Origin of the sequence: Streptomyces sp. SJL17-4 (assembly GCF_036826855.1) — a bacterium.
In the GTDB taxonomy this organism is placed as follows: Bacteria; Actinomycetota; Actinomycetes; order Streptomycetales; family Streptomycetaceae; genus Streptomyces.
Genome location: NZ_CP104578.1, coordinates 573,385 through 587,414, shown reverse-complemented (window position 1 = coordinate 587,414; position 14,030 = coordinate 573,385). Strand labels below are relative to the sequence as shown.

Below are 14,030 nucleotides of genomic sequence, written 5' to 3'. Positions count from 1 at the left end.
ATCAGGATATCTGTAGGACCCACCCTCTGAGAGCGCTCCCAGAGCGAACCCTCTCCCACCACCCGGGAGAGGTGACGCCGGCACCCTTCGCCGAACCGGCCGCCCGCGCCGGCTGCCACGCCTCCGCGAAACTCCGTTGCCGCCCCTCCGGCGGGCTGACTAGCGTCACAGCCCTACGACATGTAGCTCAGCAGCAGAGCACCGGGCTCGGGACCCGGAGGGCGCGGGGGCGGAACCCGCCATGTCGGCTTATGGACACACACGCTGACAAGCAGCTTCCGATCGTGTCGCGCTCCTACGCGGAGGGGCAGCTGGCCCGTGCCTTCGTCACCGCGCTCCACCACACGGACCCCGCCACGCGGGCGCGTGCCGAGGAACGGGCCGGCGGCTGGCGCCGCGTGCTCGCCGGCATGGCCGACGGCACGCTGCGGATCGGCTCGCGGACACCGGCGCGCGGCCTGCCGGCCTGGGTGACCCTCGAGGTGCTGCACGGGGGCTTCGCCACGGGCGCCGCCCGCGCCGGTGGCCCTCTCCTGCCGTACGAGGTCGAGGCGGCCCGGAAGGCCGGCGTCCCGGAGGACAGGGAAGCCCTGTTCGCCCATCGCCTCACCGAGGCAGGCCTCGCGGAGCTGTGGGCCCTCCTCGACAGCACCTGCTACGAGGTGACCGTCCCCGAGGAAGCCGCGCTTCTCACCGTGGCCTGGCTCGTACGGGCCGGGGAAACCGACGCGGCCCTCGAACTCGTACGGGAGATCGGCCCGTTCGCGGCCACGCTTCGGTTCACCCCGCGCCCGACCGCCTCCCGGGCGCCCGACATCGACGCCGTACAGCGCCGTACGGTCGCGCAGGCCGGAGCCACGCTGTCCGGCCGCGGCCCGAACATCGCCGTCGAAACCCAGCGCGAGGCGCTCGCCGTCTGGCGGCCCTTCGAGGACGAGCTGCTCGGGCACTGGTTGGAGACGGCCGGCCCCGACCACCGGGTCCTCGACCGCGAACCGGGCACCGGATGGCACGAGCGCGGCGCCGCCCTCCTCGACCGCTACCGGGTCCTGGCCCAGGAGCACACGCTGTGCGGTCGTCACCGCGACCCCAAGGGCAACCCCGAGATCCTGCGCGGAGCCCTGGAGGAGACGACGGCCGGGCGCCCGCTCGACGCGCGGCGGCTCGGGCTGCTGCGGCACGCCGTCACCTCGATGGTCCGCAAGCGGGGCCTGCCCGGCTCGGAACGGCACACGGCGGTACGGAGCGCCCAGGCGGCCCAGGCCGCGCTGCCCTCCCACCAGGACATCGCCCGCCTCGTCGCCCACCGGATGTCGGGCCTCCCGCAGGAGACCGGCGCGTCCGACGTGACCGAACTCGTCGCACCGGTGACGGAGGCGGAGCAGCGCCGCTCGGGCCTGCCCGCCGGGACCGCCGTGCCGCCCGCGATCCGCCGCGTGGTCGAGACGGCGCGGAGCGCGCCGCTCCGCACTCTGGTGGAGCTCGGCGTGGTGCCCTCCGCGGAGGTGATGGCCGAGCTGGTTCCCCAGCTCGTCGCCGCCGAGACCGCCGCGGCCTACCGGGACGCTCCGCTGCGCGCGCTGACGGCCGCGAACTACCGGGCGTTCCGCAACCGCCGCTCCCTCCTGATGCTCGACCTGGAGCGGCAGATCAGGCCCGAGGAACTGCCCTGGGTCCGCGCGGTATCGGCACAGCGTGCCTCGGACACCCGCGTGCGTGCCTCCGCGCACACGACGCTGCGCCGGCTCGCCGAGGTCGCCGTGGACGGCTTCCCCGGCACCCTGCTGCCCAACCCGCTCGTCCGTGAACTCGCTGTCCTCGCCCGCCGGACCGACCTGGACGCCCCTCTGGTCGAGGAACTGGCCGCGGACATCTTCATGGGTACCTTCAGCCGGAAGTTCCAGGCAGCGGCGGTGGTTGCGGGGGAGCTTCTCGGCGGTGGGTCGCTGTACGAGCGGTACTACGGCATCGACTACGCGGCCGTTCGTGCCCGGGGCGACGGCGGTGTCGGACGCGGGGCGACCCGGCGGAAGGCCGCGGTGGAAGCACCGGAGTTCGCGGCACTGTGCCATGAGCGGGCCGGTGCGCGAGGTCTCCACAGCGTGGCGGAGAACGGCACGGTCATCGAACAGGCCCAGATCCTGACGACCCACAACCTCGCCACCCTGGTCCACCGCGTCGGCATCGCGCCCGACACCGGCTGGGTGGATCTGGCCCGGCGCTGCTTCGTGACGGTGTGCCGTCTGACGGGGCGGGCGCACCACGAACAGCGCCCGCTGGGAACGGTCAAGGATGCCGCGTACGCCTGGCGGCAGATGCTGTTCCACTTGTCGCTGTGCGACGAGAAGGAGGCGGCCGGGGCAGTGGCCTGGACGCGAGAGGAGGCGGCACGCCACCCCGCGCACGTGGCCGCCCGGCTGGCACCGGCCCTCGTGGGTCTGCGGCTTGTCGTCGACGGCGGTGCCTTCGCCGCCGACGGTACGGCGGACGCCGGTCGGGCCCGCAGGCTGACCGGCTGGACCACCACGGGCGGACACTGGCTGGGCGAGGGGCCGGTGGGGCCGGCTGGTCGGTGAGCCTGCACCGGGGGTGAACCGGAGCGTCGGTGGGCCCCGTCCGGACGGGGGACGTGCGGAGGTGCGTGCGCCTCGTCTCGGCGATGAACACCCCGTTGCTTCGGGCCTGTCAGTGGTGCGTGCGACGATCCCGTCATGATCGCCTCGCTCGAAGCCCTGGTGCCCGCCAAGGGCAGCACGCACGTCTCGACCACGTACGCCGACTGGGTCGCCGCCCATGATCCGGACGCCACTGCGGCGGCCCGCGACCTCAACGAGGCCATGGGAGCCGAACTCAACCGGTCCTGGACGAAGCCCGGCGCGTTCGTCGACACCATGGCGTGGCGGGCGCGGCAGTTGCCCACCGCGCACCTGCCGTGGTTCTGGGACACCGTCGGGCATCGGCTGATCGGTTACGGGAGCCGTCCCGGCGGCCGGGCCTACGTGGCCGCGCGGGCCGCCGAGGCCGAGCACGGGCTGGCCGTGGACCCGGCCTACCGTCGGGCCAACGGGCTGTTGTTCGCCCGCGGCGGGGCCATGCCCGCCAAGGAGTTCGGGGCCCATCAGAAGTTCCTCGCCGAGTCGCTCGAACCCGTCGAGGCGCACGCAGCGCTCGGGGAGTTCCTGACCGCCTGGGCCGGGTCGAAGGCCGATCTCCCGGCCGACCTCGTGCGCCGCGTCCGGGCCTCCGCCAAGGCCGCCGGGCACGGGGACGACGAGGTCGCGCGCGTGGTGGGCGCGATTCTGTCGGTCACCCGGAAGAAATCCGTCCCGGACGCCCTTCTCATCGGCGCCGAGCCGGTCCTGGCGGCTCATCCGCCGACGGACGAGATCGCCGCCGGACTCGTCGAGGTCTTCCCGGAGAGCGTCACCGACGGCGGGGCCTGGCTGCGGGTGCTGATCGGGTGCGGCGCCACGGAGGCGATGGAAGCCGGACGGCTCGTGCCGGAGGGCGGACTGCACCGCTGGGTCGGCCACTTCGTCCACATGTACCAGTACGCACGACAGCCCCGCGGCGGAGTCGGGCGCCAGCAGCTGCCGCCCGAGTTCCTCGACCTCGTCGGCAGGCTCGGGCCGCGTCTGCGGGCCGCGGGCGACGCGTTGACCGTGCACACCACCCGCCACCACTACCAGGGCTTCGACGCCGACGTCCTGGACGCCTGTCTGGCCGCCGGGGTCACCGTCGTCGACCCCGGCCCGGAGACCCGGATGCGCTTCTGGGACGAGAAGTCCCGGCGCGACCTCACCGCCCTCGCCGCCGACCCCGTCTTCGGCCCCCGCCTCGAAGGCACCGTGCACGCCGGCCTGAAGCCCCAGTGGTACGGCGCACCCGCGCGCAAGCCCGGATCGGCCGTGACACTGCTCCCCGGCAACGAGGGCATCGCCCACGAGGTGGCCGGGCGGGTCGGCAAGCTCGTCGACGCCGTCGGGGGCGGCGGCATGGCGGGCGCCGAGGAGTCCGTCGCCGAGCTGGAGACCCTCCTCGACCGGCCTACGGTGACGGCGCTCGGCGGGATCGCCGACGCCCTCGCGGGCGCGTCCGCCGACGGCGCGCTGCGGCGCTCGCTCGCGGCGGGTCTGCCGGAGGAACTCGCCTGGCCCGCGCTGGAGGCCGTGTACGAGGAGTTCGCGGCCGACGCCGTCCGCGCCGCCGGGAAGCCGGACACGGACACGGACACGGACACGGACACGGCCGGGGAGCAGGACGCGGCCGGGGAGCCGGACGCTGCCGGAGAGCCGGACGCGGAAGGTGCGGCCGACGCGATGTTCGGCGCCGTCGACGCGATCGGTGCCGCCGGACTTCCCGGCGTGGCCGGTGTGACGTCCACCTGGCCCGTGCTGACGGTCTTCGGGCGCGAGCGTGCCGTCGCCGTCGCCCCGGACGGAGTGCGCGGCTCCTGCCGGTTCACGGTGCCGGAGGAGGCGACCATGTTCGCCGTCCACTACGTCGGCGGCTCGTTCCTCGTCAGCTGGAGCCTCAAGCCGCGCCCGTACTACTGCGACACCGCCGTCTGGGCCGACCGCCCCGAGGAGCCGTTCACCCCGGAGGAGTTCGGCGGCCTGGTGCCCTTCGGCGGCAGCCTGGACGGGGCGTACGGCTTCCAGTTCGAGACCGCCGACGGAGGCGGGCGGCACGGTGGCCTCCGGGTGACGCGGCCCGGCGGCACGGAGGGGATCGACCGGGAGGAGCTGCAGCTGAGCGACGGCACCCGGATCTGGACCAACGCCGTCTACGGGCGGCGGCCGTGGGAGGTCGTCGACCCGGTCACCGGCGAGCGGCAGGGCGCGACCCCGCTGCCCGACTTCCCGGGCCGCCCCGCGAGCACCGATCCGGCCCTGGAGCCCTCCGAGGCGGACAAGACCCTCGCCCGCGAGGCGCTGCACCTCGCGCCCCTGCCCGCCGGCATGACCGACTCCACGCTCGGCAGCCGCGACGGACTCGTCGGCACCCGGGTGCTCTTCCGCACCCGCTACCGCGACAACGCGCCCGACCACTACCTCCTGGAGAGCATCGACGGACGCAGGGCCCGCTTCGACATCGACCGGCCGGGACAGGAACCCTGGGGACTCTGGGCGGCGCCGGAGGGCGCGGTGGAGGACGTCGTCCTCGCCGAGGCGCAGACCCGGACGGGCGTGCGCGCGTACGCCGCCGACGGCGCCCTGCTGTGGGAGCTGGACGGCCACCACTCGCCCGCCCACCCGCGCGTGAAGCCGGCCCGCAGGGCCACCGTGTCCCACGGCGTGGCTCTCCCGCCCGCCTTCTGGTACCTGCTGCGGACCCGGGACCCGGCCGGCTCCAAGGCGCTGCGGACCGTGGAACAGGCGACGGCCGACACCCTCCTGACCGCCGCCCTCGACGGCGCGGCGGCACTGCGCGCCGCCGTGGCACGGGAGTTGCCCGAGGCCACCGCCCCGGTCCTGGTCGAGGCCGTCGTCGCGGTGGCCGAGCGGGCCGCCCGCGTGGAGGAGCGACGGCGCGCCCTGCACCGGCGCGTCACCCTGCTCGCCGAGGCGCCGCCCGTCCTGCCGAGCCGCGCGGTGCCGGACACCGAGCTGATGCCCGCGCTGTGCGGTCTCGTCGTGGACGGCAAGGACGACACCTGGCGGCGGAGCCGGGACGTCGCCCAGCCCGCGACCCTGAGCGCGCTCGCCGCCGACGGCGCCTGCCTGGCCGGGACGATCGTGGAGGAGGTCCGGCGGCTCTCCCCGCCCGCCCTGCCGCACGACTGGTCGCAGCTCCTCGGCGCGATCGACGCCGTCGCCTGGCGCGCGGCGGTCGCCCCGACCCCGGACCCGGAACGGGCCGCCCTGCGCGCGCTCCTGGAGACCTGGGCCGACCAGCCGTTCGCCCGCGAGGGCAGCCGGTGGTGGGTCGGCCGTACCCCCGGGGCCGAGAGCCTGGACGGACTGAGGGAAAGCGGGACCACCGTGGCGTCCGCCGCGCGGTGGGACGCCGGGGACGCCTGCTGGTTCGTCGCCCCCGCCACCGACACGACGGAGGACGACCCCGTGCCGGCGGCGGTCGCCGAGGCCCGGCTCGTCCGGGTGGAGCGGGACGACGCGGCCCGGCTGCGGGCCCTCCTCGCGGCGATCGACGCGCACGGACCCCTCCCCGTGCCGGAGTCGGCGGCGGCGCGGTTCGCCGAACTGACGGGCGTACGCCGGCCCGTGGCCCGGCTCGTGGTCGCCGGACTCGTCGGCCGCGCCGACCGGGACGAGGACCGCTCCCTCGCCCGCAAGGCCCCGTACAAGGCCAGTCCGATGACGGCCGAGGCCTACGAGAAGCTCCGCGCGCGCCTCGGGGGCGCCGGACGGAGGGCCGTGCTCGCGGCCGCGCTGCCCGACGACACGGCCGAGCTGTGGCGGCCCGGCGGTGTCGACGCGGCCGTGGAGCGGATGGCGGCCGTGTGGCGCGAGCGGATCGGGGGGCTGCCCACCGTGCACGACGAGGCGGCCGACACCCTGGAGGCCGACCTCGGCCTCTCCGAGGTGTGGGCACGACGCCTCGCGGGCGGCTACGAGGCCGCCGAGGACACGACCGTACCCGCCGCCGACTGGGACCTCGCGGCACCCCGGTACGGCCTGGGCGTGGAGGTGAGGGCCCTGCCGCCGGCGGGACCCGAGCTGCCCTACGGCACCCCGGTCGGCCTCGCGATCGAGCGGATCGCGAGCGCGCTGGTCTGGGCGTGGACCGACCGGCCCGTCGGCGACCCGGCGGTGGCCGGTGCGACGGCCCTGTACGAGCGACTGCGGGCCGAGCTGTCCCGTCCGGAACTCCTCGTCGAGCTGCCCGGCGGGCGGGTCCAGGACACCTCGGCACGGATCGCCGAGCGGTTCGGGCCCGCGACGCTGCCGGTGTCCCTGGACCGCCGGAAGGAGGAGGGGGAGATGCCGACCATGACGGCCTACGACTCCGGCCCCCTGGTGGTGTGCGCACCCGGCGGCAACGCCTTCCTGCGGCCCGCCGAGGTCACCGGTCCCGAGGCGTGGCGCCGGGTCCGCGAGGTCACCGACCTCGCGGAGGAACTGGACCGGGTGGCGCCGCTCCTCGTCGGCGGCGGGCTCGACCGGATGATGCGGCGGGCCGGCTCCGGAGCCGTACCGGACGGCGCGTACGAGGCGGATCCCCGGCAGTCCTGTCCGGAGCTGGTCGCGCGCGTGGCCGACGAGCTCGGCGCCGGGACGGACGCGGCCGCCCTGTACCTCCAGCTCGCGACGCTCGCGGCACCCACCGACCGCAACGTACGCAGGTGGAACGGCTGGACGAGCAAGCGGCACGCGGAGGTCCGGGCGGAACTCCTCGCCACCGGCGCGGTCCTGGAGGCCAAGCGGGCACGGGCGGGCCGGACCCTGTTCCTGCCCGGCGAGTGGACCGAGCTGAAGTCCCCGCACCTGCCCCTGGAGAAGGTGAAGCTGGCCGGCCACCGGGTGCGCCCGCTGTGGAGCAACCAACTCCGGTCCCCGTTCGTACGGTTGCTGCCGACGGCCCCGCTGCACGAGATGTTCGCGGAGGCGTGGGAGCGAGAGCGGGAGCAGCGGGCCTGACGCGGGCGGCGGTGGTCCCCGCGCCCCAGCGCCCGGACCAGCGCCCGGACCACCGCCCGGACCACTGCCCGGACCACTGCCCGGACCACTGCCCGGACCACTGCCCGGACCACCGCCCGGACCACTGCCCGGACCACCGCCGGGACCACCGCCTCCTGGCGTGTCCCAACGCTCTTGCTACGTAAGGCGATCGCCCGTTACGGTGCCGAGCCGTCAGCCATCATGGAGTACGCACGCGCCGTTCCGAGCGCCCACCGAGAGGGTCACCCGCGATGAGTCTGCGGTTCACGCTTCAGCCCAACCCCACTCCCACGAGTGCCGAGCGGCGCGCCGAGATCCTCACCGACCCCAAGTTCGGCCAGTACTTCACCGATCACATGGCCCGCGCGGTGTGGACGGCGGACCGCGGATGGAACGACGCAGTCGTGGTCCCGTTCGCCCCGATCCCCATGCACCCGGGCGCCGCGGTCCTGCACTACGCGCAGGAGATCTTCGAGGGGATGAAGGCCTACCGGCACGCGGACGGATCGGTCTGGACGTTCCGCCCGGAGGCCAACGGCGAGCGGTTCGCGCGCTCCGCACGGCGCCTCGCCCTTCCCGAACTCCCGCTGCCCGCCTTCCTCGAATCGGTCACGGCGCTCGTCCGCGCCGACGAGGCCTGGGTGCCGTCCGGTGAGGAACAGAGCCTCTATCTGCGCCCGTTCATGTTCGCATCGGAGGCCTTCTTCGGTGTCCGGCCCGCCGCCGAGGTCACCTACATGGTGATCGCCTCACCTGTCGGCCCGTACTTCTCCGGCGGCGTCAAGCCGGTCTCGATCTGGCTCTCCACGGAATACACCCGCGCCGGGCGCGGCGGCACCGGGGCCGCCAAGTGCGGCGGCAACTACGCGGCGAGCCTCGCGCCGATGCTGGAGGCCGGAGAGCACGGCTGCGACCAGGTCTGCTTCCTCGACGGGACCGAGGGGCGTTACGTCGAGGAACTCGGCGGCATGAACCTGTTCTTCGTCACGGACGACGGCCGCCTCGTCACACCGGAACTCGGCACCATCCTGGAAGGCGTGACGCGGGCGTCCATCCTCTCCCTCGCGAAGGAGATGGGCCTCGACGTCGAGGAGCGGGCCGTCGATATCACCGAATGGCAGGAGGGCGCGCGGACCGGCGCGATCCGCGAGGTCTTCGCCTGCGGCACCGGCGCCGCGGTGACCCCGGTCGGGCGTCTCGTCTGGACCGACGGCGAGGTCGTCGCTCCGGACACGGGCGCCGAGGACTCGGTGACGATGCGTCTGCGCCGCCGCCTGGTGGACATCCAGTTCGGCCGGGCCGAAGACCCCCACGGGTGGATGCGGCGCCTCGTCTGACCGCCCCGGCCGCCGTGTCCGTGTCCTCCTCGCGCCGTCATGTGCGCGTCGCCGCGCGGAGCGCCGTACGAGCGGCCCGGTAGGCCGTGGCCGCGTCGGGGTGCGGCGCGGCGGCCGGCTGCCAGCCGCCGTAGCGCTCCACGTACGGGTGCCAGCGGCGATCGGGGCCGTACCGCAGCTGGACCCGCGCGGGCGCGTCGGTGAGGTGGTTGTGGTGGCGCTCCACGGGGGCGGTGGGGGAGGGACGGAGGGACTGGACGGCGTGCTCGGCGGCGGCGAGGACCTCGGGGTCGGCGGGCAGCGGCGCGAGGCAGGTGGCGACGGCGGGCCGCCCGCCCCACCGGTGGGCCGTGGCGAGAAGTCTCAACCGGCCCGGCGGGACGCCGAGGTGGTGGGCGGCACGCTCGAGATGGGAGTCCCCGTTCTGGGCGACGAAGCGGACGATGTCCGCGGTGACGTCGTCGACGCCGTCGGCGGCGGCACCGTACGGGGCTGCGGCGCCGTCCGCGAGCGCGCCTTCGGGACCGTCCAGCAGAGCCGCCGCACGGAGCGCCGCGTCGGCGACGAGGGCGCGCAGCACGTCGAGCCCGGGTAGCGGCGCCGGTGGCGGCTCGCTGAGGCCGTCCAGTACGGAAGTGGGTTCGGTGGAGGTGGTCACGACGGGTCTCCCAGGCTGACGAGGTCGACGAGTTCGCGGTCGGAGAGCCGGGCGATTCCGGCGTCCCCCGTGCCCAGCACCGTCTCCTGCAACGCTCGTTTGTGCGCGAGGAGCTGATCGATCCGGTCCTCGATCGTGCCGCGGGTGACGAGCCGGTGGACGGTGACGGTCCGCCGTTGCCCGATCCGGTGCGCACGGTCCGACGCCTGGTCCTCCACGGCGGCGTTCCAGCTGCGGTCGAAGTGCACGACGTGGCTGGCCCGGGTCAGGGTGAGGCCGGTGCCGCCCGCCTTGAGGGACAGGACGAACAGCGGTGAGCGGCCCGCCTGGAAGGCGTCGACGAGCTCCTGTCGCTGCCGGGTGTCCTGTCCGCCGTGGAGGAACAGCGGGCGGTGGCCGAGGTGCGTGAGGTGCTCGGTGAGCAGTCGGCCCATCGTGACGTAGCTGGTGAAGACGAGCGCTGCCTCGCCGCGCGCGGTGATGGCCTCGACGAGCTCGCCGAGGGCTTCCAGCTTGGCCGACCGCGCGGTGAACTCCCCTGCTCCGGACGGGCCGGGATGGTCCTCACCCCAGTAGTGCGCGGGATGGTTGGTGATCTGCTTCAGGGCGGTGATCAGCTTGAACACCAGGCCGGAGCGGGCGAGGGAGGGGGAGTGGGCGAGCTGTTCCATCGTCTCGCGGACGACGGCTTCGTAGAGGGCGACCTGCTCCGCCGTGAGTTCGACGATCCGCCGTGTCTCGACCTTCGCGGGCAGTTCGGGGGCGACATGCGGGTCGGTCTTCCGGCGGCGCAGGAGGAACGGTGCGATGAGCCGGGCCAGGGCGTGCGCGGCCGGGCCGTCCGGATCGCGCTCGGCGGCGGCCGCGTACCGGGACCGGAAGGACTTCAGCGGGCCGAAGAGGCCGGGGTTGGCCCAGTCGAGCAGGGTCCACAGCTCGGAGAGGTTGTTCTCGACCGGGGTGCCGCTCAGCGCGAGCCGCGTGGTGGACGTGAGCGCGTGCAGGCGGCGGGCGGTGGAGGAGGCGTGGTTCTTGGCGTGCTGTGCCTCGTCCGCGATCACCATGTCCCAGCTTCGGGTGGTGAGTTCGTCGTCGCGGCGCAGGACGCCGTACGTGGTCAGGACGACGGTCCGCTCCCCGGCGACGTCCAGATTGCGCCGGACGCCGTGGTGGACCGTCACGTCGAGCTGCGGGGCGAACCGGCGGAACTCCCGCTCCCAGTTGGTCACGAGCGAGGACGGGCACACCACCAGGACCGGGCCGCGGTGCCCGTTCTCGTACCGGTGCAGGGTGTACGCGATGGCCGTCAGGGTCTTGCCGAGTCCCATGTCGTCGGCGAGGACCGCGCCGAACCCGATGCCGCCGGTGTGCGCGAGCCAGGCCAGCGCCCGCTCCTGGTAGGCACGGAGGGTGGCGGCGAGCCCGGCGGGCGCGGGCACCGGGGGCGCGTGCTCGCCGCGACGCAGGATGTCGACGACGGCGGCGAGGCTCCCGCCCGCCCGGCACGGTACCGTCCGGCCGTCGACGCTCACGGTGCCGGTGAGGGCCGCGGTGAGCGCGTCGATACCGGCGAGCGGGCCGATCTCCCGGCGGCGTACGCGCGCCACCGTGAGGGGATCGAGCAGCACCCACCGGTCCCGGACCCGGACGAGGGGCCGGGCGGCCTCCGCGAGCGCGTCCATCTCGGCCTCGCTCAGTACGTCGCCACCGAGGGCGAACTGCCAGCGGAAGTCGAGCAGCGCCTGGAGGCTGAAGCGGGGCGCGCCGCCGGTGGGGTGGGAGCCGAGGGCGTCGCCCGCGGTCACGACGTTCTCCGACCCGACCACCGTGTGGGCGGAGAGCGGATCGCGCAGTCCGGGTGGCCGGCGCAGCACGAGACCCTCGGCCGCCAGATCCGCCTCCGCGTCGAGGAGCCGCGCGATCCCCGTGGCGTCCGCCACAAGCCGTTCGGGTGACGTGAGCAGCCCGGCGAGGAGCCCGCACCGCCGGGCCGCGCGCTCGATCCGGAGGCGTACGCGCTCCCACAGGTGGTACGGCTCGACCCCTGCCACCGGCTCCCGCGCCGTCCGGAGCCGAGCCGCGGGGACCTCCTTGTCCGGCTCGCCGGGGTCGACGGCGACGAGCAGGCGACCGGTCAGCCGCCCGGCGGCGGCCTCCTCCTCGGACGGTTCGGCGAACTCGACGACGAGACCGGGCGGCGGCGCGGCGTACAGCCGGTCCTCGACGGCGTCCAGCCAGGGCCGGACGAGCCCGGCCTCCGCCTCGGGGAGCGGCCGGCCGGCCGGTGCGAGGAACGGGCCGGTGCCGAAGAGGACCGCCGCCGGGGGGCGCAGCATCGTGTCGGCCAGAGCATCGAGGAACGCGGGCAGGGCGTCGCGCGCGGCCGGGAAGCGTCCCCCGTCGGCGTCGGCGTCGGCGTCGGCGTCGGCGTCGGCGGTGGCGGCGGGGGAGTCGGCATGGGCGGCGGCGTGGGCCTGGGGCGACATGCGGCGGGCGAGCTCCTCCACGGCCCGTGCGAGGGCGCCCGGCAGCGGGCCCACCCGCCACCGGTCCGTCCCGTCCGGCGTGAGCGCCGGACGGACCAGCCCGGCGGCGACCGCCCGGAGCCCGAGCCGAGTCGCCTGCTCCCACTCCACCGCCGTCGGATGCCATCCGGCCTCCCGGTCCCGGCGCAGCAGTACGGGAACGGCCTGGGCGAGCGGAACCCGCCACCCGATCACGGGCACGGGGGCGGTCGACGGGGGAACCACGAGCGAACGGCGCGCCGCCGAGAGTGGCGCCGGAAGGGCGACGTCCGGCATGGGTGCCCCGTCGGCCCGGTGGAGCAGCAGCGCGGCGGGAGTTCCGGCAGCGGGCAGGAAGGCGACGGCACACCCGGCCGCGAGGGCTTCCGTGATGACGGCACCGACCGCGATCCGTAAGGCGGGGGCCGGGGCGGGGGCGGGGGCCGGGGCCGGGGCAGAGGCCTGAGCCGGGGCCGAACCAGGCTCCGGGGCCGCGCCGGACACCGGATCCCCGCTCCGCCCCGGATCCCCGCTCCGACCCGGAACGGGCGGCCGGCCCTCCGCGTTCCGCGGACCCGGCACGGACGGTCGCTCCGCCCCCCGCGCCGGGGGAGTGGGCGTGGCGTCGTGTGCGACCAGTTCCTCCATCAGCGCCGACGCGGCCGCGCGGCGCGCGTCCGCACGCGTCTTCGCCCGGCGGGTGACGGACACCTCCGCCCCCGTACGGACGAGGGTGCAGGTGTATGTGCAGGCGGCGCTCTTCGGCGCGGCCGTGAACGTGGACTCCGGCTTGGAGATGACCTCCAACTGGGTGTACTTGTTCAGGTACTTCACCGGGTCCTGGCCCGCCGGCACCGGCTGGATCCGCACCGAACGGGACGTGCCGCCGCCGTCGGAGGCCCGTTCCTCCTCCGGTTCCGGAAGCCCGGTGAGCTCCGCCAGGAGGGCGACCGCGCCGAGGTGGACGGCCTGCCGCCGATCGCGTGCGGTGCGTTCGGCGCCGTCGATGGTGCGGCCGTCGCGGGCGTCCCGGCTCCAGTGGCAGGAGAACCCTCCGTCGGACGCGACGACCGTGTGCCGGAGTTCGGCACCCTCCTCGTCCGCGTGCCAGCGCAGCAGCGTGGCCGCCGAGTTCTGCATCCGCGCCGCGAGCCGCAGGGCACGTACGCGCGACTCCCGCCACCCCGGTCCCCGCGCGGCGAACAGCAGCAGATGGATGTCACGGTGCCGCAGCCGCGCCGAGCCCGCCCTGCGGTCGACCTCGGCCGCCAGCTCCTCGCCCGGCTCGTCCGCCGTCGTCGCGCGGGTGTGGACGAGTGACTCGAAGGCCTCCGTCCCCATGCCCGGCAGCGTCAGCCGCTCGTCGCTGCCTTCCCCCGTCGTCTCCCCGACCCCGGCGAGCCGGCGCAGCATCGCCTCGGCGGCGGACCGACGGGCGAGGGCCGCGGTCCGGGCGCTGCGTGCCGGGCCCGTCACCTGGGCGTCGGCCGGGCCGAGTCGTACCGCCGCCGTGTGCAGGACATATCCGTCGGGAAGGTGCTCGGCGGACTCGTCGTACGTCAGCGGTGGCCAGAACTCGAGCTGCGCGTGCGCGGTGAGGATCTGCTGCGGGACCTCCGGGGTGTCGCGCAGCCCCTCGACCGCGAGGCGGCGGGCGGTCAGCCACGCCGGGTCGTCGTCGGTGACCAGGAGGAGCATCCGCAGGTCTCGCCGGGTGAGTTGCCGCGACCGCGCCAGGCGCTCGGCCTCGGCCACGATGAGGGGGTCCGACCGGCCCTCCACGACAGCCCGTTTGGCCCGCTCGTGCCACGCGGGTAGCACCCCGGCCTCTGCGGGCGCCGGCTGCCGGACGTCCTCGGCCGGCTGAGAACGACCAACCACGAGGGGATCCTCCGTACACATAACGTGA

At 75.1% G+C, this 14,030-nt stretch carries 5 protein-coding genes and 1 tRNA gene; 4 read left to right on the top strand and 2 right to left on the bottom strand.

The window, feature by feature from the left end; genetic code table 11:
- Positions 1-176 precede the first annotated feature (176 nt).
- From N5875_RS02355 to N5875_RS02340, 4 genes are all read left to right on the top strand, one after another.
- Positions 177-248: transfer RNA gene (locus N5875_RS02355), tRNA-Pro, on the top strand.
- 3 nt (positions 249-251) lie between these two features.
- Positions 252-2,576, top strand: coding sequence for a hypothetical protein (locus tag N5875_RS02350; protein ID WP_338491533.1), 2,325 nt, complete (start codon positions 252-254; stop codon positions 2,574-2,576).
- A gap of 135 nt (positions 2,577-2,711) precedes the next feature.
- Positions 2,712-7,601: a hypothetical protein gene (locus tag N5875_RS02345; RefSeq protein ID WP_338491532.1), complete on the top strand. Its 4,890-nt coding sequence runs from the start codon at positions 2,712-2,714 to the stop codon at positions 7,599-7,601.
- Positions 7,602-7,873: 272 nt separating this feature from the next.
- Positions 7,874-8,959: a branched-chain amino acid aminotransferase gene (locus tag N5875_RS02340; protein ID WP_338491530.1), complete on the top strand. Its 1,086-nt coding sequence runs from the start codon at positions 7,874-7,876 to the stop codon at positions 8,957-8,959.
- Between the two features lie 37 nt (positions 8,960-8,996).
- Here N5875_RS02340 and N5875_RS02335 read toward each other — a convergent pair whose 3' ends face one another.
- Both N5875_RS02335 and N5875_RS02330 read right to left on the bottom strand, forming a co-directional pair.
- Positions 8,997-9,617: a hypothetical protein gene (locus tag N5875_RS02335; protein ID WP_338491529.1), complete on the bottom strand. Its 621-nt coding sequence runs from the start codon at positions 9,615-9,617 to the stop codon at positions 8,997-8,999.
- Positions 9,614-14,002 (bottom strand): DEAD/DEAH box helicase, encoded by a 4,389-nt coding sequence (locus N5875_RS02330; RefSeq protein WP_338491528.1) that lies wholly within the window; start codon positions 14,000-14,002, stop codon positions 9,614-9,616. The genes N5875_RS02335 and N5875_RS02330 overlap by 4 nt, the downstream gene beginning before the upstream one ends.
- Positions 14,003-14,030: the final 28 nt, after the last annotated feature.